Here is a 23,539-nt window from a genome sequence, read left to right as displayed (position 1 = left end):
TTCTTTAGATTATTCGATATCCTAACATCTCACTCTACAGAGCGAAAATGGCGATGATACGAATATGGTTGGCTTTTAGACAATTTGTCCAATATCTGTGTTCTTGGCACTCGTTTTTCTTAACGGTTACGGGAAAAGCTTGAATATTATGGATGCTTTTTCTATAGTTTCCGACTCGGTGGTGACATTCATTACTACCATCGTAAATTGCGAGATCCCTTAACTGTGTGATCCTTATATTGCGAAAGTAGAGTTGAACCATAATGAGTAATCAAGCGGTAGACGTTAAAATTTTAGGCAAGCTAACTCGAGTCAATTGTCCCGATGGACAAGAAGAGTCATTGCAACATGCAGCCAGAGATCTTGATAACCGCTTGACTGAGTTAGCAGAACGTACGAAAGTGACCAATGAAGTTCAGCTGCTAACGTTTGCTGCTCTCAATATTTGCTATGAATTGCATAGTAAAAATTTAGATGATCAGTCTCAGCAAACTAAACTTACAGAGAGAATGGAGCTTCTTTCGGCATCACTTGATGATGCATTAAGCCAAGTAACTGAAAAATCGAAGTAACTCATTAACCACAGTAACTCGAGAAGTACAGTAACTTTGCCATACAGATAAACGCGTTAGTTTAGGCTGTTACCCTATTTACCCTGGAGTGTGCGTCAGCAGGATTTAAGTCCCTGAGCCGATAAGCAATACCCTAGGGTTAGTATTCGCTGACTATTGAGCAAGCTCGGCTCGTATCGAGAAGCCTACGGTCAACCTTGCTGACCCGCCTTGAACCAGATGGTTCAAGGGCCACAATCCTCAACGGCACTCTGGGGTATCCTCTTCGATACCCGCTAAAATTAGGCGGAAATATGACCTTATCTCGACAAGCGATACGTTCACAGATCCGAGAAAAACGTAATCAGTTACTCTCTGATACTCAACATCAAGCAGGGCTTGATCTCATCAAGCTGTTCTCCACGATTTCTGAACTCTCAAGCAGTACCCATATTGCTTTATATCTCTCTACCGACGGTGAAGTGAATACAACACCATTAATAGAGTGGCTGTGGTCACAAGGGAAATCTGTCTACTTGCCGGTGTTACACCCTTTCTCAAAGGGCCATTTACTTTTTTTGCACTACACGCCAGCGACTCCCATGACGCTAAATAAGTATCAGATTGTAGAGCCTCAACTCAACCAAACCTTAATCAAGCCTGTTGCAGAATTGGATCTTATCTGTACCCCTTTAGTCGCATTTGATTCTAAAGGCCAACGGCTCGGTATGGGCGGCGGCTATTATGATCGTACTTTAGCCACTTGGTTTAAAGACAAACAGGGAGCGAAACCGGTTGGTCTTGCTCATGACTGTCAACATATCGAAAGCTTACCAAGTGAAGCGTGGGATGTACCACTACCAAAAATAGTGACCCCAAGCAAAGTATGGCAATGGGAATCTTAGTTCAATACCGTTATAATCGCGCCGAAAAATCCAGTTAACTAATCGCTATACCTATTCGTATCAGCAACTCGTAGGAGATGAGCATGACTCAAGATGAAATGAAAAAAGCAGCCGGTTGGGCAGCGCTAAAATATGTAGAAAAAGGCAGTATTGTTGGCGTAGGTACAGGCTCTACGGTTAATCACTTCATCGATGCTCTTGGTTCGATTAAAGGTGATATTAAAGGTACGGTGTCAAGCTCTGTCGCATCAACTGAAAAGCTTCTTGAACTGGGCATTGAAGTTTTTGATTGTAACGATGTAGAAAAACTGGATGTCTACGTTGATGGTGCAGATGAAATCAATGCAAGCCGAGATATGATCAAAGGCGGCGGCGCTGCACTAACTCGTGAAAAAATCGTTGCAGCTATCTCTGAGAAATTCATTTGTATTGTTGATGGCACTAAAGCCGTTGACGTGCTGGGTAAATTCCCTCTTCCTGTTGAAGTGATCCCAATGGCTCGCGATCACGTGGCACGCGAGTTAACTAAGCTAGGCGGCAACCCTATCTACCGTGAAGGTGTTCTAACAGATAACGGATGTGACATTCTAGATGTACACGGCTTAAGCATTACTGACGCAAAAGCGTTAGAAGAGACCATTAATGCGATCGTCGGTGTGGTGACAAATGGCCTATTTGCTGCTCGTGGTGCAGATGTGGTTATTACCGGCACACCCGAAGGTGCAAAAATCGAAGATTAATCGAAAAAAGAAAGGTACTTTCTGTTATTTGATTACAAACGGCACCCTTGGGTGCCGTTTTTTATGGTTTTCGACAATATTATTATGGCTTATTCCGTAATTTTCTTACCCAAAAGCAAAATTTTTTGTTACTTTATTGAACAGAAGACGCACAAGGAAACGTTTGTCTTCCAACAAAATCGATGATTTCCCCCTTTTCATTGCTTTTGACCAATGTGCGCCGCGTTTGCCCACCTTTCCATTTTAAGGACGAGAATAATGGCCAAAGTTTCACTGGAAAAAAACAAGATCAAAATTTTACTTTTAGAAGGGCTTCACCCTTCTTCTGTTGAAGTTCTTCAAGCCGCTGGCTACAGCAACATCGAATATCATAAGGGCTCTTTATCTGAAGAAGCGCTATTAGAAGCGGTAAAAGACGCACACTTCATTGGCATTCGTTCTCGTACTAACCTATCTCAAGAAGTTATTGATGCCGCAGAAAAACTCGTTGCGATTGGCTGCTTCTGTATTGGTACTAACCAAGTTGACCTACAAGCTGCGACAAAACGTGGTATTCCTGTATTCAACGCACCGTTTTCAAATACTCGAAGTGTTGCTGAACTTGTTCTTGGACAAATCCTATTATTACTTCGTGGCATTCCAGAGAAAAATGCACTTGCACACCGTGGGATATGGAAAAAAAGCGCGGACAGCTCATACGAGGCACGTGGTAAACGCCTAGGTATCATCGGCTACGGTCACATCGGTACTCAGCTAGGTATCATTGCTGAAAACTTAGGTATGCGTGTCTATTTCTACGATATCGAAAACAAACTCTCTCTTGGTAACGCGACTCAAATTAGCACCATGAGTGAGCTACTCAACAAATGTGATGTTATCTCGCTGCATGTTCCTGAAACAGGCGGCACAAAAAATATGATGGGCGCTGAAGAGTTTGCTCGTATGAAGCCAGGTTCAATCTTCATTAATGCTGCACGCGGTACTGTAGTGGATATCCCAGCATTGTGTGGCGCTCTAGAATCGGGTCACCTTTCTGGCGGCGCGGTAGATGTGTTCCCAACGGAACCAAAAACCAACGCAGACCCGTTTGAATCACCTTTGATGCAGTTCGATAATGTCATCTTAACACCACACGTTGGTGGTTCTACTCAAGAAGCACAAGAGAACATTGGTGTAGAAGTAGCAGGCAAGCTGGCTAAGTACTCAGACAATGGCTCAACGCTATCAAGTGTTAACTTTCCGGAAGTATCACTACCAGAGCACGGTGATTGTTCTCGTCTACTGCATATTCACGAAAACCGTCCGGGTATCCTAACGCAAATCAACACTATCTTTGCGGCGGAAGGCATCAACATCGCAGGCCAGTATCTACAAACCTCGGCTGACATTGGTTATGTTGTTATTGATGTTGAAACTGCGCGTTCTGTAGAAGCTCTGGCTAAGCTTAAAGGCATCGAAGGTACACTTCGCGCGCGTATTCTGCACTAATAGCTCACAGCAAATGACACAGACTAAAAAGGCCACTCTAAGTGGCCTTTTCTATTACGGTTTTAATTAGGTTGATTTATGCTTTTAGCGATCGCTCTCCACGAGCAATACCAACAACACCACTTCGAGCAACTTCAATCACATCCGTCACTTCCGACAATGCTTTGATAAAGGCATCCAGCTTTTCACTGGTTCCCGTTAACTGCACCGTGTATTGAGAAGCGGTCACATCGACGATTTGACCTCGAAAGATATCTGCAGTGCGCTTCACTTCAGCACGTGCAAAACCGCTGGCTTTCACTTTCACCATCAGTATTTCACGCTCAATGTGCTCAAGTTCCGTTACTTCTTGTACTTTAAGTACATCAATCAACTTATGCAGCTGCTTTTGGATCTGCTCTAGCTGCATCTCGTCTGAGTTCGTCGTTAAGTTTAAACGAGAGAGTGTCTCATCATTTGTTGGAGCTACTGTGAGTGATTCAATATTGTAACCACGCTGAGAAAACAGACCAACCACACGAGACAAAGCACCAGGTTGGTTTTCCATTAATACCGAAATAATATGTCTCATATTATGAACTCTCCGTTTTGCTTAACCACATACGATCCATACCCTCGCCACGAACTTGCATTGGGTATACGTGCTCTGTTTCATCTACCGTAATATCGACAAACACTAAACGATCTTTCATATCGAGTGCTTTCTTCATACCAGACTCTAATTCGTCAGGAGAAGTAATGCGGATACCTACATGACCATAAGCTTCAGCGATAGCTGCAAAATCTGGAACGGAGTCCATGTAAGAATTTGAGTGACGACCCTCGTACACAATGTCTTGCCACTGTTTTACCATGCCTAAGAATCGGTTATTCAGGTTGATTATTTTTACTGGAATATCATATTGAAGTGCCGTAGAAAGCTCTTGGATATTCATTTGAATACTGCCATCGCCCGTGACAACAACCACTTCTTCATCTGGTTTCGCATATTTCACGCCCATACCTGCAGGCAAGCCAAAACCCATGGTGCCTAAACCACCCGAGTTAATCCAACGACGCGGCTTATTGAACGGGTAGTAAAGCGCAGCAAACATTTGGTGCTGGCCAACATCAGAGGCGACATAGGCATCTCCATTAGTCAGTTTGTGTAGCATTTCAATGACTTGCTGAGGTTTAATGCGATCTGGCAGTTTTTCATAAGACAAACATTTACGATCACGCCATACTTGAATTTCACTCCACCAACGGTCGATAGCTTCTGAATCGTTACTACCGCCCTGCTCTTCAAGCAGCTGTACCATCGTCTCAAGCACTTTTTCCGCAGAGCCTACAATCGGCAAATCAACTTTAACGTTCTTCGATATTGAAGACGGATCAATATCGATATGCATAATCTTGGCGTCTGGACAGTATTTTTCTAGGTTGTTAGTTGTACGATCATCAAATCGAACACCAATACCAAATATCAGATCAGCGTTGTGCATCGCCATATTGGCTTCATACAGGCCGTGCATGCCTAACATACCTAACGAGTTTTTATGCGTACCAGGGAACGCACCTAAGCCCATTAGAGTACTAACAACCGGAAGATTCAAAGATTCTGCCAGTTTTAATAATTGTTGATCCGCTTCAGAAATGACAACACCGCCACCAACATAGAGAACTGGTTTTTTAGCCGCTAACAACGCCTTCAACGCTTTCTTAATCTGACCCTTGTGGCCAGTAAGCGTTGGATTATATGAACGCATGTTGATTGTTTTAGGGTATTCAAACGGAAGTTTATTGAGCGGGCTCATCACATCTTTTGGAAGATCAATCACAACCGGACCTGGACGTCCTGTTGTAGAGATATAAAATGCTTGCTTCATTACCTCAGGGATTTCTTCGGTATTTTTAACTAAGAAGCTGTGCTTAACGATTGGGCGAGAAACACCAACAATGTCACACTCTTGGAATGCATCATTACCGATTAAATTACGTGGAACGTTACCTGAGATAACGATCATTGGGATTGAATCCATATACGCTGTTGCAATACCAGTAACGGTATTCGTAGCGCCGGGACCAGAACAAACTAAAACAACACCCGGTTTTCCGGTTGAGCGCGTATAGCCATCAGCCATATGCGTTGCTGCTTGTTCGTGACGTACTAGAACGTGCTTAATTTCTTCCGATTTAGCATGCAGTGCATCGTAAATGTCTAAAACAGAACCTCCAGGGTAACCAAAGATCTGCTCCACACCTTCTTCTATCAGAGACTGAACCACCATCTCCGCGCCAGATAACTTCTCCATATTTTTTCTCCTTACCAGTTGCTACTTTGATTTGGTTAATCAATTAGTCTGGTTTTCATAGTCTAGGGCTTATTTGTAGCCTATTTCCAAGTTGTGATACTTTTTGGCTATGTCTTGTCTTGTTATCACCAAGTACAAGAAACTAAACAACTGTAACGTTTTATTAGCAAAGGATCTAATGCGATAGAGATCGATAAAAACCAAATAAACCAAATTACCTCTCATTATTAGATATAAAACCTATTAAAAACAAAAAATACAAACCCAAAGAACAGTTATAACAGATAAAAAAGATAATAATTCTTTATCAATTATCTAACAAAGAATGACAACCTAACGTTCAGGTAATAAAAAACCCCCATCAACAATTCTCATTGTCGTATGGAGGTTTTTTGAACACTCAGAAATTTATCTGGTTAAGAAGTTACTTATCTTTCTTCTTTTCTGTATACATTTCTTCAATTTCATCTTGATACTTATCGCTAATCACCTTTCTACGCAGTTTTTGCGTTGGTGTTAACTCACCATCGTTCATTGAAAAAGCTTTTGGTAACAGTTTAAACTTCTTAACTTGCTCAAATTTAGCCAGCTCATCTTGCAGCCCACTAACTCGGCTTTCAAACATCTCAACAACTTTATGGTGCTTAACTAGCTCCATACGATCGTGGTATTTGATATTGAGCTCTTTGGCATACTCTTCAAGCGTATCAAAACAAGGCACGATTAAAGCGGATACAAACTTACGTGTATCAGCAATAACAGCGATCTGCTCTATGTAGTGATCTTTACCGATAGTGCCTTCAATCATCTGTGGCGCAATATATTTACCATTCGATGTTTTCATCAGCTCTTTAATACGATCAGTAATGAAGACGTTACCGTTCTCATCAATTTTACCAGCATCGCCTGTCTTCAAGAACCCATGCTCATCAAAGGTTTTCTCAGTCTCTTCTGGCATTTTGTAATAGCCACGCATCACCATAGGGCCGCGCACTAGAATCTCATTGTTTTCACCAATTTTAACTTGAGCGCCCGGCATAGACATACCAATCGAATCAGGGTTGAAACACTTATCATCCCAACAAGAAACCGTCGCTGTTGTTTCCGTCATTCCGTAACCAAGCTTCACGTTGATACCGATAGCGTGGAAGAATCGACCAATGGTTTCATCTAGTTTGGCGCCACCACATGGCATAAAGCTAATGCGGCCTCCAAGCAGTGAACGCAACTTAGACAACACAAGCTTGTCTGCTAGCTGATGCGACTTCTTCAACATCAACGATGGCTCACGCCCTTCTTGATGACAAAGAGAGACCTTAGCACCCATGTTCACAGCCCAAGTGAATAACACTTTGCGAATGAATGGAGCTTTAGACACTTTTTCATGAATGGCAGAGAAAATCTTCTCGTAGAAACGAGGAACCGCACACATAACCGTTGGGCGAACTTCTTCAAGTGCACTTTTTACTTGCATAGTATCTTGCAAGTAGCAGTTGGTTGCGCCTTTATAAAGAACGTAGAAAGTCCATGCGCGTTCAAATACATGTGATAACGGTAAGAACGCCAGTGACACATCGTCAGTCGTTAAACTCAGACGCTCATCATGACCTTCAAGTTGTGCCGCAATGTTCGCGTAATCAAGCATCACGCCTTTCGGTTGGCCTGTAGTACCTGAGGTATAAATCAGCGTTAACAAATCATCTAGACAAAGCTCTTTGACACGAAGGTCTAACTGAGCACGTTCAGCATCACTGCCTTTAGCTAGAAAATCTTGCCAACTAATAGCATGCTCTGCATCACCAATATTGATGTCATCAGACATCGCGACAACAAGCTCTAACTGTTCACAGTCATCGAAAAGGCCCATTGCGGCATCGAACTGGTCTTGCTCACCAACGAATAGAATGCGTACGTCGGCATCTTGAATAATGTAAGACGCTTGAGCGGCAGTATTAGTCGGGTAAATAGGTACCGATACGGCACGAGTTTGTAGCGCAGAAAAGTCAGCCATCGTCCATTGAGGCATGTTGTTGGCGTATATACCAACCTTGTCTTGAATTCTCAGTCCTTGAGCCAATAGTGCAAGTGATAGTGCATCGACTTGCTGACCAAATTGCTTCCAGCTAATACCCTGCCATGCGGTACCCACTTTATGTTTAAGCGCGATGCGATCGCCGCCCTTTGCAACTTGCTCTCGAATACATTTAATAATGTGAAAATCTAAATTGGCCATGTCTCTTACCTTTGGCTTACACATGTAAGCTATTTTGAGCGAACAAGTGTACATTCCAGTTTAAAAAAGGCAACTGACTAACTTCAAAGTTATCAATTATTGGGTATAAAAAAACCTTGAACCGATATCATCAGCACAAGGTTTTGTTATCACTTTGTATGAAGTCGTTTCAATTTGTATCAAACGAATTCATCACTCAAGTTTAGTTCAGTGCGACTACTTCGCCACAGATCATCATTAACTGATCGCGGAACCAGATATGGCCTTTGTCTTTCTCGCTAGACTCATGCCAGCTTAAGAAACCACTGATGTTCGCATTTTCAAATGGGAAATCTAGAATTTGTAATTGATCGCGGTTCGCTGCATTTTCTACCATCCAACGAGGTGCAATCGTTACAAGCTCAGATTGACCAACAACGTAAAGAACATTGCTTAAGCTCGTTCCTTCGTAGTATGGCTGACAATCTAATTCACGGTACGCTTGCTCAGAGAAGCTGCGTTGACCATGGATTTTTGACAATTTAGCGTGTTTTTCTGCCATTAAGCAGTCAGCTGAAACTTCACCTTGAATACGAGAGTGAGACGTTGAAGCAACAACCACTAACTCATCTTGGAAGATCTCTGTGCTTGAAAAACCTTGCTCATCAAAACGTGCGTAATCAATAACGAAGTCAATTTCTTGGTAACGCATACGCTCAGCCAGTTTGCGATCAAATTCCGCATCTAGGTGAAGCTGAACGTTTGGCGCTTGCTCATGTACTGTCGACATGATCTTTGGAGCAAAACGCATGTCACAAGGGCTGCAGATTGCCAGTTTAAATAGACGAGTCGATGTTTCTGGTGAGAAAACAGAGCTAGGCAGTTCATTACGGATTAACTGTAATGCTTGACGAATAGGACCAAACAGTTGACGAGCACGCTGAGTAGGTTGAATACCACGACCCTGACGCATGAATAGTTCGTCATTAAACATTACTTTAAGACGCGCTACTGCGTTACTCACTGCAGGTTGAGACATACCTAAGTTATGTGCTGCTCTTGTAATGTTCTGTTCTTGCATTACAGCATCAAACACTGTGAGTAGATTTAGATCTACACCACGTAAAGTACTTTCCATGCGGTAGCTTGCAATAGCACTCATCGCGTCTTTTTTCTCTAACATTGGGTAGCCTCTTTTGTTTCGTTATCGTCAACATTTATAATTAGTATTTAAGGAAATACATAAGCGACATTGCTAATATTTATTTCTTAGATACTTCCTAGCTGACAATTACTATCTGCGAATCAATCGATGATTAGCAACAAGATTGACAATTAATCAGTTAATTTTATCTTATATCAATAAAACTCCATGTAAAACATACTCTTAGCCAATATATAAAAAACCATAAAACATGTAAATTTATGGTTTTTACAACTAACATTGATACCGTTTATTAATTAACCAACTTACACCCTGTTACATTTACCCCATGTATACTTCAATCTGCCAATCAAAAAGCCATCGATATATTAGTTATATATTTGAAACATAACTCGGGAAGTCCACCCTTTCCCACAATGAACGGCATAGCATATCTTGCGTCTCCCATTGCCCATTGTGCACCCATTCCGCAATCGCTTGCGCGACATCTGGGTAGATCACTTTCTCACCAGGTTTTTCATCCAACCAAATTCGAACTTTACTAGCATCTAAAAAATCCATACAGCTTGCCAAACCTAAACTATCCAGTGTCGCTACATTACTTTGTTGTTCGAACTGCCCCGATAATGGCTTTAATAGTAGCTTTTTACCCAAAGTTAGTGCCTCAGACGGAAGTTCAAAACCACCGTTTGCAATAACACCGTTACAACGATGTAGATGTGACTGAAAGCTTTCGTGTGATAACGGACGTAGCTCGACATTTTCAATTGTTTCCACTTTGTTAACGCTTGGGTGGAAACACACAAACTGATAACTCGAAAAACGAAACAATAAATTACAAATTTCATTGCTATTTTCGAAGGGTAAGTAGACCAAAATGAAGTTTTCTTGCTCTATTTGCTGCTTTATCGAGTGAACTATCGGAGGAAGTATATCTTGGTCGAAGTGATACCAATGCAGTCCAATGGAATAATCGGCAGGCGCAAGGTGGTGAATTAACCTTTTATCGACCCAATTCGCCCCTTTTAACGGTACGGAATGCTTAAAGGCATTCTGATGACTAATGCTGATGCAGGTTTTATTCTGTCGTTTCGCTGCCCACGCGGTAATGGGTTCAAAATCATTAAGTATCAGATCATAACTCGATAGATCTAGCTGCGTTATCTCATCATAAAGCGAGGATAAGCTATTATTTTTGACTGTTTTTAAATAACTCACCTGACCATTTTCAGTTTCGAAAGTTAACCCCTTGCGAGTTTGATAGTCACCAAATTCCTGCATAGAAAAGTATTTATCGGCATCTCGACCCGAAAACAGATAGTCCACCTCAATTCCTCTCGCCTTCAACGCCATGCTCATTGCTCTTGCACGAGCAATATGACCATTTCCCGTTCCTTGAACCCCGTAAAGAATCTTCATGATTTACATCCCTATAAATGTAAGAACAAGACGAGCACTGCCAATACCTAACAACGCACCTATCACAATGTCCGTTAAGAAGTGGACACCAAGTAGAACTCTTGAAGCACCAATTAGACAGGCCCAGACAAAAGCCACTGGCAGTAAGGTGGGATAAAACGCACCGATCAAGGTAGCAAATAAAAAGCCTGCCGCTGTATGGCCAGAAGGTAAGCTGTAGCGATCAGAAGGGGTAATAAATGCAGCAATATAGGGAGTCAGCTCTTCCGGCCTGCGACGTTTAACGCTATTTTTCATCAACCAGTAGATTGGCAATTCAATAGCGTACGCCATTAACACACTCCAAAAGAACAACTCTCCCTGAGGACCATCAAAGAAAAAGGCCGTCAGTCCCAACACTAAATACAAATGACCATCGCCACTGTGTGATATCGCTTTGCTTACTCTCGCCACTTGATGTGAAAACCGGTGTTGTAAGCAGAATGAAGAAAATGCTAAATCAAGTCGTGTTACTGATTCTAAACTACGCATCATTGGCTCCTTTTGATGATCGCGCTTTGTTTGATGTACAAAAACCAAGCTAAGGGAGTTAAATGACAAGTAGGTGACGTTTTATTTTAGGTACGATGAAGATTACCCTCACTTGAATGTGAGGCACAAAAAAGGGAGCAGCTGCTCCCTTATAATTAAGATTTAGACGTTCTTAAATAAGACAGTCCCATAGCTGTTACTAGGCATCAATAGGCTCATGTTTATGGACCAAGCCAAAGTCTGCAAGAACAGCATATGCTGCGGGGATCATAAACAGCACCAGTAATGTCGAAGCAAAAATACCAAACACGATTGAAACCACCAGCGGTTGAATTACCTGAGCTTGTAGACTGGTTTCAGTCAACAGTGGCAAAAGACCTGCAGCGGTGGTCATTGAAGTAAGAAAGACCGCACGAAAGCGTTCTCGACTCGCTTTAACAACCGATGTATGAACATCGTCTCCATCATCGACATGATGACGAATATACTGCACCAATAATATTGAGTCGTTCACGACAATACCTGCCAAAGATACAAAACCCATCATGCTTGGCATGCTTAGTGAGTGCCCTAAAAGTATATGCCCCCATACCACACCGATGAATGCCAATGGAATCGCTAACATCACCACGAACGGTTCTAAATAGCTTCGGAACTGATAGCTGAGTATCGCGAATACACCAAAGAGACCAAGTAAGAATCCTTTACCCATTGAAGCACCCGTTTTGGCTGCATCTTTCGCTTCCCCTTCAAAATCAAAACGAAGCCCTGGATACTTATCGAGTAACGTTGGAGCGAGTTCCTTTCTAAACTGTGCAACGATGGCTGACGAACTGACCTTATGGCCATCGATATCACCAAAAACACTCACTGTTCTTAGTCCATCAATACGTTGAATACGGACGTAATTACGCTGAAAATCAAGCGTCGCGATAGTAGCAAGTGGAACCTGACTGCCGTCTGGTAGAATAATGGGAAAGTTAGCCAGCTGCTGAAGATCACCCGCTTGCGTTTTATTCAAACGTACTTCAATGGAAATATTTTCCACCCCAACTTGGATCTCATCCGCCGTTTGACCAAAAAATGCCGCGCGCAGTTGCCCTGCAATCATCTGCCCATTGACACCATAAGTCTCTGCGCCTGAACGAAGCTTCACTAAGATCTCTTCTTTACCCATTCGCATATCATCTAATACGCCAGAGACACCATCAAACTGATTAAGGTACTGCTGGATATCAATCGATGCGGCTTTGAGCTCATCAAGATCGTCATGTTTAATTCGAATATCAATCGCTCGTCCACCCGGCCCCATGGTTGGCTGCTTATAAACCAATGAAATAGGATCCGCTAATTCACCAACATCCTCTCTCCATGCTGCAACAAAATCATCGATTAATGTGTTTCGTATTTCGGCACCAAGAAGATCAAGTCGAACAGTGGCTAGGTGTGGTCCTGACTCATTGGCATCAGCATTGACATTAAACTGTGTCGTCACATGCTGAATCAATGTACGACCGTTCTCGACCTCTTCACTCCACTCAAGGTTTAGCTTCTTAGCTGAAGACACGACTCGTTCTACTACACGCTCAGTTTGCGACAGTGAAGCACCGGGAGGAAGTATGATCCTCACTTCAGCTATATCACCATCTAAGTCAGGGAAAGGCTGAAATTTAAGTAATCCACCCACAATCGTTGCCACAGAGATCAGCATTAGTGCAGCAACACCACCTAAGAAAGCATAGCGATACTCAACCACCTTAGTTACAGCTGCCACTAATTGCTTATTACGGAACTGTTCAAATTTCTCTAGAACAACTTTTTTGAATTTAACGGGTTCACGCTCTTTCTTCTGGCTATGAAGTGAATGCGATAAGTGATTAGGAAGAATAAGAAACGCTTCCACCAAACTCAGCACTAAAACCAAAATCAACACTTGCGGCACTGCTTTTAATACCGCTCCCATCTCACCGTCAAGGAAGAGCAAGCTACCGAATATACAAATCGTAGTTAAGAAAGAAGACAGTACGCCAGGAAAGACTTTCTTCACGCCATTAATCACCGCGTCATCGATACTCTGTCCTTTATCTAAATGCGAGGCGATCGATTCAGCAATGACGATAGCATCATCCATCATGATACCAATCGCCATTAAGAGGCCTACTAACGACATGATATTGATGGATAGCCCTAGATTCGCCATCAAGAACATCCCACCGAGGAATGCCACAGGTAACCCAGCCGCAACCCAAAAAGAGTAACGAAAACTAAAGAAAAGCCACATGGTTGCAAATACTAATATGATTCCCTGCCACCCATTTTTAAGCATCATCGTGAGGCGATCCCACAGTACTGAAGAGAGGTCGTTGGTCAATTCAAGCGTGACACCATCTGGGGCGATTAATTGCTGGGCAGCCACAAACTCCGTTACTTTCTCTTTGATCCTAAGTGCATCATCTTCTTTATTTTTACTCACTTTGAGTAAAGCAGATGGGTGGCCATTAAAATATACTTTCTGTTCATCGAGTTCGAAGCGATCACTGATTGTTGCAATATCTCTCAAGCGGATCAAAGAACCGTTAGGCCCAGAGCCCACGACAATACTTTCCAGTTCAAAAGGCGTAACGCGTCTTTCATCAAATCGAATCAGAAAGTTTTTATCTGTCGTTTCAATATTGCCGCTGGGTAGTTTTACATTCTGACGTTTAATTTGTTCTGCAATATCCCCAACACTGATACCAAGTTGCCTTACAGCTTGAAGGTCCAATTCAACTCGCAATTGATGGTCTGAAAATCCACTGACTTCCACTAAGGACACATCATAATCAAGCTTAAGAATTCGCTTTAATTTTTCTGCGTAAGCTTTTAGCTCTGGCCAAGTAGTATTAGCTGACACCGCAACATCCACTACTGGTTCATTCCAATCCAACTCTTGAACCATTGGAGATTCAATCTCTGTTGGGAAGTCATTAATCGCATTAATTTGAGTCTGTACATCCACCAGCATACGACTAATATCCGCTTTGCTATTAAGCTTAAGCGTTAACCTTGCAGATCCCTCTATCGCTTCACAGCGTGTCTCTTCAATATTGGCTAGACCATCAACCGCATCTTCCATTCGTACACAGATACTTTCTTCAACTTCTTGAGGCGACGCTCCTGGGTAAACCACCGCGGCCATAATGTAAGGCGGAGTAAATTCAGGAAAGGTTTCGCGCTTAATCGTCGTTAAAGTGGATATCCCTAGAATAAGTAGCGCGAGCATCAACAAGTTGGCAGCCGTTGGATGTCGAGAGAAAAAACGGATCATATCGCTGACTCCTCATTCACTTGAACTTGTACTGGCTCTTTAAGCAACATTCCTTCAATCGCTGGTAACAGGTCATTTAATATTAATCGCTGCCCTTGCTCGATATCACCATCAATAACGACGTGATTATCGCGCCTATAGAGTACTTCGACCGTTTTAATTACCAATCGCTCTTGTTCGTCTTTTAAGTAAATTCGATCGCCATGCAATGCTCTCTCGGGAATCACCCAACTTGGATTAGCTTGACCTTCTATCGACGCTTTAACAAACATACCGTTAACCAAAGGGGGAACAGAGTCAGGGGTAAGATCTTTATAATCCTGAGAGATCTCTAAGATCACGCCAGCTGTCGCTTGGTTAAGATCAACCGTTTCACTGATTCTTGCCACTTTTGCAGGCCAAGTCGCCGCCATGCTACCGCTACTGAGTTCGATTGATGCTTGGATAAACGTCATATCGACTTGCGGGATGCCAGATTCATCTCGACCAAAGTCGCCAAGGCTCGACACTAATGTCTGCATGTCATGAATGGAAAGTTGCGCTTCGACTTCCATGACACTAATACCATGAGCAATGATCATCGTTTGTTGTAGATTCACCACTTGGTTTTGTTCAATGTCAACTTCAGAAATGCGCAAATCCCGTGGCAATACAATGGACGTTTTGGTCAGTAATCGCTGCGCTTCTTGAACCTTAGCTTCGTTCACATTGACTACAGCCTCGGCTACCTGCCTTTCATCGGGCATGAGTGCAAATTGATGCTCTATATCAAGCACCAATTTTTGTTGAGACAAATTACTTTGCTGCTGCTGATCAACATCTGACTGCGATGTTAAGCCTTTCTTACGCAGATCCAATTTTCTCTGTAATTCTGTATTCGCAATCTTTAAGCGATTCTTTTCAATGTCTAACGTATGTTTTAGGTTTGTCTCATCAAGGTTCAGTTTCGCCAGTGATGTTTGGCTAGATTTAAAATCGGCCTGAGCTTGAACAAGCTTTAACTCATAATCCAAAGGATCAATCCGCAGGACTTCGGTACCTGCGACCAACACCTGACCTTTTTGCAGTTTTGGGTGACGATAAACGACTTTGCCAGTCACTTCGGCAATCGCTTTCCATTCAACTTTCGGTGCCACTTTGCCAAAGCCTATAGCAAGTGGTGCAATGGACTTAAGTGTCATAGGCACAGTTTCCACTAGCCTTGCTCGATCCAATGCAGGCTTAACAGGTAAAGAGGGCTTCATCTTTACGGCTAAGACTAAGATCACCACACCAATCATGACAGCAGGGAAAAACAAAAATTTACGATTAATGGTCATGCCAATATCCTTATAGAGAATTCGGGGTCAAAAAACCCTGAGTCATGAGTTTAATATTGTGATCAAACAACTTAGCTAGAAACTCTTCATTAAGCTCAACACCATGAAGCTTGAGCATGGCAGGGGGAGCGATAAACGGGAAAACCATCAAACTTATATAGGATATTCGGCATAATTTAGCGTCCATATCCGAACGTATGACTCCACTCGATAACAGCTTGTCAAAAATAATCTCCTGCATTGGGCGAGTCATATCTAAAAAAACTTTCTCAACCAACTGTCTCTGCTTATCACCAGATGGCATGTTCATAGTGTTCATGATTAAACGGGGCATCTCTGGAATCTTAATCATGGCTTGATAATAGGTCCTCATCAGTTCAACCAAATTTTGATGAGAGCTGTCTTTTATTAACAGCGCCATTTGTTGCTTCATCGGCGATAAAGAATCTCGCAACATCGCTTCAAATAGACCCTCTTTATTGCCGAAGTAATAACGGATCATCGCAATGTTAACCCCTGCATTTTCAGCGATACTACGTGTCGACACCTTGTCATAAGGTTTTAATGTGAACAGCTCTCTAGCATGAGTTAAGAGTAAAGCTCTCGATTCTGTCTTATCACGCGGCCGCCCCGCTTTTCGAGATTCACTGTTTTTTATCGATGCGCCAGTCATTAGAATTCCATATATTAATCGAACGATTAATTATAGATGGATTACATAGCAATCGACAGTGCAATAATTAATCACTAATTCATCATTCGATTAATTTATGGTTTAAAGAGTAAATAATGCATGAACTGATCCGATATGCATAAAAAAACAACTTAATGGTTGACGTTACAACGCGAGTGCGGTACTAATTTGTTAACTTAATTTTGTGGTTTCTTTAACTCCTAATAGGAAGTCGTTAACAATGACAAAGAATTTTTCTATCCTGCTCAACCTCCTCCTTATCGTGAACAAATCGCGCGGGTAGGTCATGGAAGAAAAATAGCCACACAAGAATTCCAAAAACCCGCACTGAGATGCGGGTTTTTTTGTAATTATCGACCGGAAGTAAACGATTAACTGACGCAAAAGACGTCTAGTCACTAAGGAAGCAAACATGAAAGATCAGGTCATTATATTCGACACCACGCTACGTGATGGTGAGCAAGCGTTATCAGCAAGCTTAACAGTTAAAGAGAAGCTGCAAATTGCCTACGCGCTCGAACGTCTGGGTGTTGATGTGATTGAGGCCGGTTTTCCTGTTTCTTCACCTGGTGATTTTGAGTCGGTTCAAACGATCGCTCGTAACATCAAAAACAGCCGTATCTGTGGCCTTTCCCGTGCTGTCCCTAAAGATATTGATGCCGCAGCTGAAGCGTTAAAAGTCGCCGAGGCTTTCCGCATTCATACCTTTATTTCAACGTCCACTATTCATGTTCAGGACAAACTTCGCCGTAGTTATGATGATGTGGTTGAGATGGGTGTTAGAGCAGTTAAACATGCACGTAAATATACCGATGACGTAGAGTTCTCGTGTGAAGATGCCGGACGTACTCCAATCGACGATCTTTGTCGTATGGTTGAAGCTGCTATTAATGCAGGTGCCAATACCATCAATATTCCAGACACAGTTGGCTATACAGTACCAAATGAGTTTGGTGGCATTATACAAACACTTTTCAATCGCGTACCAAACATCGATAAAGCCATTATTTCAGTTCACTGTCACGATGACTTAGGTATGTCGGTTGCTAACTCTATTGCCGCTGTTCAAGCTGGTGCTCGTCAAGTTGAGGGAACGATTAACGGTATAGGCGAACGTGCTGGAAACTGTTCACTTGAAGAGATAGCGATGATCATCAAGACTCGCGAAGAGTTACTAGGTGTACATACAGGACTAAAACACGATGAGATTCATCGTACGAGTAAATTGGTAAGCCAACTGTGTAATATGCCAATTCAAGACAATAAAGCGATTGTCGGTTCGAATGCGTTTAGCCACTCTTCAGGTATTCACCAAGATGGCATGATTAAGAATAAGAACACTTATGAGATCATGACACCTGAGTCAATCGGTCTAAAAAATAAAGCACTTAATCTAACAAGTCGAAGCGGCCGCGCGGCTGTGAAAAACCATATGGACTCCATGGGCTACAAAGATGAAGAGTATAACTTGGATGCTTTGTACGACGATTTCTTGAAGTTAGCCGACCGCAAAGGACAAGTGTTTGATTACGATTTGGAAGCACTAGTCCACTTCTCAAACCTTCGTGAAGAAGATGACTACTTCAAGCTAAACTACCTAAGCGTTCAATCAGGTAGCGTAATGGCAACAACCAGCATCAAGATGTTATGCGGTGAGGAAGAGACGGCTGAAGCAGCTGTAGGTAATGGCCCAGTAGACGCGCTTTACCAATGTATCTATCGTGTTACTGGTTATGATATTGTTCTAGACAAGTTTGATCTTACCGCCAAAGGTGAAGGTGAGGACGGCCTAGGGCAAGCAGATATCATCGCCAACTATAAAGGTCGCAAGTACCACGGTACCGGTATCTCAACCGATATTGTAGAAGCCTCGGGCCAAGCGCTATTACACGTTATCAATAGCATCCATCGTGCTGACGAAATCGCTGAAATAAAGCAGAAGAAAATCGCGACGGTTTAACAGAATAAATGCGTTCTAGCCTAGTGAAGAGATCCTTCAAAGGCTAGAAACAACAATCAATATTTAAAGGATTAACATGACAGACAAAACTTACAAAATCGCTATTTTACCAGGCGATGGTATTGGCCCAGAAGTAATGCAACAAGCACATAAAGTTCTTGATGCAATAGAGAAGAAGCATGCGATTGGTTTCTCTCGTGAAGAGCACGATGTCGGTGGTATTGCGATTGATAACCACGGCTGTCCACTACCAGAAAGCACGGTTAAGGGTTGTGAAGAATCAGACGCAGTTCTTTTCGGATCAGTAGGCGGTCCTAAGTGGGAACACCTTCCGCCAAATGATCAGCCAGAGCGTGGCGCACTTCTTCCACTTCGTAAGCATTTCCAACTGTTTTGCAATTTACGTCCAGCGCAAATTCACGCAGGTCTTGAAGCATTCTCTCCGCTTCGTGCCGACATTTCAGGGAACGGTTTTGACATTGTGGTTGTTCGCGAACTAACAGGCGGTATCTACTTCGGTCAGCCTAAAGGACGTGAAGGCGAAGGTCCAAATGAAAAAGCATTTGATACCGAGATTTATCATCGTTTTGAAATTGAACGCATTGCAAAGATTGCATTTGAATCAGCTCGTCTACGCGACAAAAAAGTCTGTTCAGTCGACAAAGCGAACGTACTTCAGAGCTCTATTTTGTGGCGTGAAGTAGTTGAAGAAATTGCAAAAGACTACCCTGATGTTGAGCTTTCTCATATCTACATCGATAACGCGACAATGCAACTGATCAAAGACCCTTCTCAATTTGATGTCATGCTTTGTTCAAACATCTTCGGTGACATCATTTCTGATGAGTGTGCAATGATCACAGGCTCTATGGGAATGCTTCCTTCAGCAAGCCTTAACGAAAGTCAGTTCGGACTATACGAACCAGCAGGCGGTAGTGCTCCTGATATAGCAGGTAAGAACATTGCTAACCCAGTTGCTCAAATCCTCTCAGCAGCATTGATGCTTCGTTATAGCCTTAACGAAGAAACAGCAGCTCAAGATATTGAAAATGCAGTATCTAAAGCACTGTCAGCCGGTGAACTAACTGCAGATCTTGCGGGTAATAATCCTGCACTAACAACATCAGAAATGGGCGACAAAATCGCTGAATACATTTTAAATTCATAATAAAAATTACAGTCGTCAATTATGAACAATAAAACCAATGATCGTACCTCTAGGTCATTGGTAAAAAGACGACAAGGAAAGAAAGCAATGTCTAAAACACTATATGAAAAAGTCTACGATGCCCATGTTGCTGTCGCAGCAGAAGGTGAAAACCCAATTCTTTATATTGATCGCCACTTAGTTCACGAAGTGACTTCACCGCAAGCGTTTGATGGCCTGCGTGAAAAAGGGCGTAAAGTACGCCAAGTGAGCAAAACGTTCGCGACAATGGATCACAACGTATCGACCACAACCAAAGACATCACCGCTTCTGGCAAGATGGCGCAAATCCAAATGGAAACGCTATCAAAAAACTGTAAAGAGTTTGGCGTTACCCTTTACGATTTAAACCACAAATACCAAGGTATTGTGCATGTCATGGGTCCGGAGCTAGGCATTACCCTACCGGGTATGACAATTGTATGTGGTGATTCCCATACAGCGACTCATGGTGCATTTGGTTCATTGGCATTTGGTATTGGAACCTCTGAAGTTGAGCACGTACTAGCAACTCAAACCCTTAAGCAAGCTCGTGCTAAAACGATGAAAATCGAAGTTAAAGGCAAAGTAGCACCTGGCATTACAGCAAAAGATATCGTGCTTGCCATTATTGGTAAAACAACGGCTGCTGGCGGTACGGGCTACGTTGTTGAGTTCTGCGGCGAAGCGATCACTGACCTTTCTATGGAAGGTCGTATGACCGTGTGTAACATGGCCATTGAATTAGGTGCTAAAGCAGGTCTTATCGCTCCGGATGAAACGACATTTGAATATATTAAGGGCCGTAAGTTCTCGCCACAAGGTGCTGACTTTGATGCTGCTGTAGAATACTGGAAAACATTAACGACTGATGCTGATGCTCAGTTTGATGCCATAGTTACGCTAGACGCAGCGGCTATCAAACCGCAAGTAACTTGGGGAACTAACCCTGGTCAAGTAATCTCAGTTGATACGCCTATCCCGTCACCAGAAAGCTTTTCAGACCCTGTAGAAAAAGCATCAGCAGAAAAAGCTCTTGCTTACATGGGACTAGAAGCGGGTAAGGCTCTATCTGATTACAATGTAGATAAAGTATTCGTAGGTTCATGTACTAACTCTCGTATCGAAGACATGCGAGCTGCTGCGGAAGTTGCTAAAGGCCGCAAAGTTGCTTCACACGTTCAAGCTCTGATAGTACCAGGCTCTGAGCAGGTAAAAGCACAAGCAGAAGCAGAAGGGTTAGATAAAATTTTCATTGAAGCAGGCTTTGAATGGCGCTTGCCTGGCTGCTCTATGTGTCTTGCTATGAACAATGACCGATTGGGTCCACACGAACGCTGCGCATCAACTTCAAACCGTAATTTCGAAGGACGACAAGGTCGTGATGGTCGTACTCACCTAGTTAGCCCTGCAATGGCAGCAGCTGCGGCTGTCGCTGGTCACTTTATTGATATTCGCGAACTTTAGGAGGCGAGTTTTATGTCAGGTTTTAAACAACATACAGGTTTAGTCGTTCCTCTAGATACGGCGAACATCGATACCGATGCAATTATTCCAAAACAGTTTTTACAACGAGTTTCTCGTTTAGGGTTTGGAAAAAACCTTTTCCACGATTGGCGCTTTCTTGATGATGCGGGTGAGCAACCAAACCCAGAATTTGTAATGAATGCTCCACGCTATAAAGGCGCTTCAGTGTTATTGGCGCGAGAAAACTTCGGCTGTGGTTCATCTCGTGAGCATGCACCATGGGCATTGGCTGATTATGGTATTAAAGCAATGATTGCTCCGAGTTTTGCCGATATTTTTTACGGAAACTCAATCAACAACCAAATGGTACCTGTTCGCCTTACCGAGCAAGAAGTGGATGAAATATTCCAATTTGTTGAGGCCAACGAAGGTGCCCAAGTTGAAGTCGATCTAGAAGCAATGAAGGTTCGTGCAAACGGAAAAGAGTACGGATTTAAAATCGATGAATTCCGCCGTCACTGCCTACTTAATGGCTTAGACAATATTGGCTTAACTCTTCAGCATGAAGAGAAGATATCAGCCTATGAAGCGAATATCCCAAGCTTCTTAAAGTAACGAGTAGTTACTAATCTGAAATTAATCACGAAAGGCTGGTATCGATACCAGCCTTTTTTATACCTATTACTTTATTCAAGCCACCATATGAAAGAAAAATAACGACACAGAGGTCTACTTACAAAATCAAAATGGATTTAACCAATGAAAAAGATATTCACACTTCTTCTACTCACTCTCTCCTTTTCCACATGGGCTGCACCTAAAGCTGAGTTATGGTCCTACTGGGACAAAAGCAATGAGCAAGCAACGGATACCATCTCCCACGATGATTGGCAGTTGTTGCTAAACAAATACCTGATCACCAAGAATCAACACACCCTATTTCGTTATAGTGACGTGAGTAAGAAAGACAAAATCAAATTGGAATCGTATATAAATACACTTGCTTCATTAAAGCCTCAAGATTACTCAAAAAAAGAACAATATTCATATTGGGTGAACTTCTATAACGCACTAACAGTGAACCTAATTTTGGATAATTACCCAACTAAATCTATAACTAAACTGGGAGGTTTTTTTAGCTTTGGGCCATGGGGAAAGGCGATAATTACTGTTAATGATAAGAAACTGACTCTAAATGATATCGAACACAGAATCCTAAGGCCTATATGGAATGATCCACGCACTCACTACGCGTTAAATTGTGCCAGTTTAGGTTGCCCGAACCTTCAACCGAGTGTATTTACCGCTACCACGAGTGAAACGTTGTTAGAAAAAGCGGCTGATGAGTTCATAAACAGCGATAAAGGTGCAGAGTTGTCAGAAGGTAGGCTTCAGCTATCTTCTATCTATGACTGGTTTTCAGATGACTTTGGTTCCAAAGAAGAGCTGTTTATTCATTTAGCTCAATACCGCCCTGAGCTATCTCAGTTTCGTGGCAAGGTTAGCTATGATTATGATTGGGCCCTTAATGGGAAGTAATTTAGGAACAACGGAAAATAACCATATTAATTAGACGTTAGAAAGCAAAAAACCTCAGCATTTCTGCTGAGGTTTATGACTTTCATCTCGACACCAATTCGGTGGAGGTATAATTAAAGCCTGACGATGTCCTACTCTCACATGGGGAAACCCCACACTACCATCGGCGCTATTGTGTTTCACTTCTGAGTTCGGCATGGAATCAGGTGGGTCCACAATGCTATGGTCGTCAAACAAATCTCTAACTATCGTATTAAACGCTAGTGTTAAACTGGTGCTGATACCCAGACTCGAACTGGGGACCTCACCCTTACCAAGGGTGCGCTCTACCGGGCTGAGCTATATCAGCATGCTGCTTTTAGTCTAATGGACTAAAAAAGCCCGTTACAATTACGGGCTATTTTCTCTTTGCCTTAAAAAGGAAAAGATAAATTTAAAGCCTGGCGATGTCCTACTCTCACATGGGGAAACCCCACACTACCATCGGCGCTACTGCGTTTCACTTCTGAGTTCGGCATGGAATCAGGTGGGTCCGCAACGCTATGGTCGCCAAGCAAATTCTAAAATTCGGAAAACTGATTAATAAAAGTTCTGTCTACACATTCAAATATGTTCTTGCTTTGAGTCCAATCAAAACCCCTTGGGTGTTGTATGGTTAAGCCTCACGGGCAATTAGTACAGGTTAGCTCAATGCCTCACAGCACTTACACACCCTGCCTATCAACGTTCTAGTCTTGAACAACCCTTAAGGGCACTTAAAGG

At 42.6% G+C, this 23,539-nt stretch carries 18 protein-coding genes, 1 tRNA gene, 3 rRNA genes and 1 other RNA gene; 10 read left to right on the top strand and 13 right to left on the bottom strand.

Annotation, left to right across the window (positions count from 1 at the left end; translation table 11 throughout):
• Positions 1-263: 263 nt before the first annotated feature.
• From L4D20_RS19020 to serA, 5 genes are all read left to right on the top strand, one after another.
• On the top strand, positions 264-572 hold the full coding sequence (locus L4D20_RS19020) for a cell division protein ZapA (RefSeq protein WP_428803167.1): 309 nt from the start codon (positions 264-266) through the stop codon (positions 570-572).
• 77 nt (positions 573-649) lie between these two features.
• Positions 650-834, top strand: a non-coding RNA gene (gene ssrS, locus L4D20_RS19015) — 6S RNA.
• A 31-nt stretch (positions 835-865) separates the two neighbouring features.
• Positions 866-1,456, top strand: coding sequence for a 5-formyltetrahydrofolate cyclo-ligase (locus L4D20_RS19010; protein WP_428803166.1), 591 nt, complete (start codon positions 866-868; stop codon positions 1,454-1,456).
• An 83-nt stretch (positions 1,457-1,539) separates the two neighbouring features.
• Positions 1,540-2,196 carry a ribose-5-phosphate isomerase RpiA gene (rpiA, locus tag L4D20_RS19005; RefSeq protein ID WP_428803165.1) on the top strand — a complete coding sequence of 219 codons (657 nt, stop codon included), beginning with the start codon at positions 1,540-1,542 and terminating at the stop codon, positions 2,194-2,196.
• A gap of 258 nt (positions 2,197-2,454) precedes the next feature.
• On the top strand, positions 2,455-3,684 hold the full coding sequence (serA, locus tag L4D20_RS19000; protein ID WP_428803164.1) for a phosphoglycerate dehydrogenase: 1,230 nt from the start codon (positions 2,455-2,457) through the stop codon (positions 3,682-3,684).
• 76 nt (positions 3,685-3,760) lie between these two features.
• Here the strand turns inward: serA and ilvN are convergent, their stop codons facing one another.
• The 9 genes from ilvN to L4D20_RS18955 all read right to left on the bottom strand — a co-directional run bounded on the left by ilvN (position 3,761) and on the right by L4D20_RS18955 (position 16,604).
• Positions 3,761-4,255 carry an acetolactate synthase small subunit gene (gene ilvN / locus L4D20_RS18995; protein WP_428803163.1) on the bottom strand — a complete coding sequence of 165 codons (495 nt, stop codon included), beginning with the start codon at positions 4,253-4,255 and terminating at the stop codon, positions 3,761-3,763.
• A gap of 1 nt (position 4,256) precedes the next feature.
• The gene (locus tag L4D20_RS18990; RefSeq protein ID WP_428803162.1) at positions 4,257-5,978 is read right to left on the bottom strand and encodes an acetolactate synthase 3 large subunit; all 1,722 of its coding nucleotides are present in this window, start codon (positions 5,976-5,978) and stop codon (positions 4,257-4,259) included.
• 424 nt (positions 5,979-6,402) lie between these two features.
• Entirely contained in the window at positions 6,403-8,211 is a 1,809-nt protein-coding gene (locus L4D20_RS18985) for an AMP-dependent synthetase/ligase (RefSeq protein WP_428803161.1), read from the bottom strand.
• A gap of 202 nt (positions 8,212-8,413) precedes the next feature.
• On the bottom strand, positions 8,414-9,373 hold the full coding sequence (gene leuO, locus L4D20_RS18980; protein ID WP_428803160.1) for a transcriptional regulator LeuO: 960 nt from the start codon (positions 9,371-9,373) through the stop codon (positions 8,414-8,416).
• A 354-nt stretch (positions 9,374-9,727) separates the two neighbouring features.
• Complete coding sequence (locus tag L4D20_RS18975) at positions 9,728-10,774, bottom strand: MJ1255/VC2487 family glycosyltransferase (protein WP_428803159.1); 1,047 nt, start codon at positions 10,772-10,774, stop codon at positions 9,728-9,730.
• 3 nt (positions 10,775-10,777) lie between these two features.
• Entirely contained in the window at positions 10,778-11,305 is a 528-nt protein-coding gene (locus tag L4D20_RS18970) for a phosphatase PAP2 family protein (RefSeq protein WP_428803310.1), read from the bottom strand.
• A 199-nt stretch (positions 11,306-11,504) separates the two neighbouring features.
• A complete protein-coding gene (locus L4D20_RS18965) occupies positions 11,505-14,612 on the bottom strand; it encodes an efflux RND transporter permease subunit (RefSeq protein ID WP_428803158.1) in 3,108 nt (1,035 codons plus the stop codon).
• A complete protein-coding gene (locus tag L4D20_RS18960) occupies positions 14,609-15,931 on the bottom strand; it encodes an efflux RND transporter periplasmic adaptor subunit (RefSeq protein WP_428803157.1) in 1,323 nt (440 codons plus the stop codon). Before L4D20_RS18960 ends, L4D20_RS18965 begins: the two co-directional genes overlap by 4 nt.
• A gap of 10 nt (positions 15,932-15,941) precedes the next feature.
• Positions 15,942-16,604: a TetR/AcrR family transcriptional regulator gene (locus tag L4D20_RS18955; RefSeq protein WP_428803156.1), complete on the bottom strand. Its 663-nt coding sequence runs from the start codon at positions 16,602-16,604 to the stop codon at positions 15,942-15,944.
• A 433-nt stretch (positions 16,605-17,037) separates the two neighbouring features.
• On the opposite strand from L4D20_RS18955, the gene leuA reads away from it, so the two are divergent.
• From leuA to L4D20_RS18930, 5 genes are all read left to right on the top strand, one after another.
• Positions 17,038-18,585, top strand: a complete 1,548-nt coding sequence (gene leuA, locus L4D20_RS18950; RefSeq protein WP_428803155.1) for a 2-isopropylmalate synthase — start codon at positions 17,038-17,040, stop codon at positions 18,583-18,585.
• A gap of 76 nt (positions 18,586-18,661) precedes the next feature.
• Positions 18,662-19,753 carry a 3-isopropylmalate dehydrogenase gene (leuB, locus tag L4D20_RS18945; protein ID WP_428803154.1) on the top strand — a complete coding sequence of 364 codons (1,092 nt, stop codon included), beginning with the start codon at positions 18,662-18,664 and terminating at the stop codon, positions 19,751-19,753.
• Between the two features lie 87 nt (positions 19,754-19,840).
• Positions 19,841-21,238, top strand: a complete 1,398-nt coding sequence (gene leuC / locus L4D20_RS18940) for a 3-isopropylmalate dehydratase large subunit (RefSeq protein WP_428803153.1) — start codon at positions 19,841-19,843, stop codon at positions 21,236-21,238.
• Positions 21,239-21,250: 12 nt separating this feature from the next.
• Positions 21,251-21,853 (top strand): 3-isopropylmalate dehydratase small subunit, encoded by a 603-nt coding sequence (leuD, locus tag L4D20_RS18935; RefSeq protein ID WP_428803152.1) that lies wholly within the window; start codon positions 21,251-21,253, stop codon positions 21,851-21,853.
• A 144-nt stretch (positions 21,854-21,997) separates the two neighbouring features.
• The gene (locus L4D20_RS18930; RefSeq protein WP_428803151.1) at positions 21,998-22,777 is read left to right on the top strand and encodes a DUF547 domain-containing protein; all 780 of its coding nucleotides are present in this window, start codon (positions 21,998-22,000) and stop codon (positions 22,775-22,777) included.
• Positions 22,778-22,895: 118 nt separating this feature from the next.
• Here L4D20_RS18930 and rrf (L4D20_RS18925) read toward each other — a convergent pair.
• The 4 genes from rrf (L4D20_RS18925) to L4D20_RS18910 form a co-directional block, all read right to left on the bottom strand.
• Positions 22,896-23,011: ribosomal RNA gene (gene rrf, locus L4D20_RS18925) — 5S ribosomal RNA — on the bottom strand.
• Positions 23,012-23,049: 38 nt separating this feature from the next.
• Positions 23,050-23,126 (bottom strand) — tRNA-Thr (locus L4D20_RS18920).
• An 89-nt stretch (positions 23,127-23,215) separates the two neighbouring features.
• Positions 23,216-23,331, bottom strand: a 5S ribosomal RNA gene (rrf, locus tag L4D20_RS18915).
• 97 nt (positions 23,332-23,428) lie between these two features.
• Positions 23,429-23,539 (bottom strand): 23S ribosomal RNA (locus L4D20_RS18910); the annotation flags it as partial.

Origin of the sequence: Vibrio kyushuensis (assembly GCF_050337325.1) — a bacterium.
Classification (GTDB): Bacteria; Pseudomonadota; Gammaproteobacteria; order Enterobacterales; family Vibrionaceae; genus Vibrio; species Vibrio kyushuensis.
Note: the sequence above shows the minus strand (reverse complement) of the source record. Positions and strands in the feature narration are given on the sequence as shown.

Bases quoted from the DNA above. Each gene is read 5' to 3' on its own strand.
- leuD (WP_428803152.1), top strand. From the start codon at position 21,251: ATGTCAGGTTTTAAACAACATACAGGTTTAGTCGTTCCTCTAGATACG.
- ilvN (WP_428803163.1), bottom strand. From the start codon at position 4,255: ATGAGACATATTATTTCGGTATTAATGGAAAACCAACCTGGTGCTTTG.
- leuA (WP_428803155.1), top strand. From the start codon at position 17,038: ATGAAAGATCAGGTCATTATATTCGACACCACGCTACGTGATGGTGAG.
- L4D20_RS18960 (WP_428803157.1), bottom strand. From the start codon at position 15,931: ATGACCATTAATCGTAAATTTTTGTTTTTCCCTGCTGTCATGATTGGT.
- L4D20_RS18930 (WP_428803151.1), top strand. From the start codon at position 21,998: ATGAAAAAGATATTCACACTTCTTCTACTCACTCTCTCCTTTTCCACA.
- L4D20_RS18965 (WP_428803158.1), bottom strand. From the start codon at position 14,612: ATGATCCGTTTTTTCTCTCGACATCCAACGGCTGCCAACTTGTTGATG.
- L4D20_RS18985 (WP_428803161.1), bottom strand. From the start codon at position 8,211: ATGGCCAATTTAGATTTTCACATTATTAAATGTATTCGAGAGCAAGTT.
- L4D20_RS19010 (WP_428803166.1), top strand. From the start codon at position 866: ATGACCTTATCTCGACAAGCGATACGTTCACAGATCCGAGAAAAACGT.
- rpiA (WP_428803165.1), top strand. From the start codon at position 1,540: ATGACTCAAGATGAAATGAAAAAAGCAGCCGGTTGGGCAGCGCTAAAA.
- leuO (WP_428803160.1), bottom strand. From the start codon at position 9,373: ATGTTAGAGAAAAAAGACGCGATGAGTGCTATTGCAAGCTACCGCATG.
- L4D20_RS18955 (WP_428803156.1), bottom strand. From the start codon at position 16,604: ATGACTGGCGCATCGATAAAAAACAGTGAATCTCGAAAAGCGGGGCGG.
- leuB (WP_428803154.1), top strand. From the start codon at position 18,662: ATGACAGACAAAACTTACAAAATCGCTATTTTACCAGGCGATGGTATT.
- L4D20_RS19020 (WP_428803167.1), top strand. From the start codon at position 264: ATGAGTAATCAAGCGGTAGACGTTAAAATTTTAGGCAAGCTAACTCGA.
- serA (WP_428803164.1), top strand. From the start codon at position 2,455: ATGGCCAAAGTTTCACTGGAAAAAAACAAGATCAAAATTTTACTTTTA.
- L4D20_RS18975 (WP_428803159.1), bottom strand. From the start codon at position 10,774: ATGAAGATTCTTTACGGGGTTCAAGGAACGGGAAATGGTCATATTGCT.
- leuC (WP_428803153.1), top strand. From the start codon at position 19,841: ATGTCTAAAACACTATATGAAAAAGTCTACGATGCCCATGTTGCTGTC.
- L4D20_RS18990 (WP_428803162.1), bottom strand. From the start codon at position 5,978: ATGGAGAAGTTATCTGGCGCGGAGATGGTGGTTCAGTCTCTGATAGAA.
- L4D20_RS18970 (WP_428803310.1), bottom strand. From the start codon at position 11,305: ATGCGTAGTTTAGAATCAGTAACACGACTTGATTTAGCATTTTCTTCA.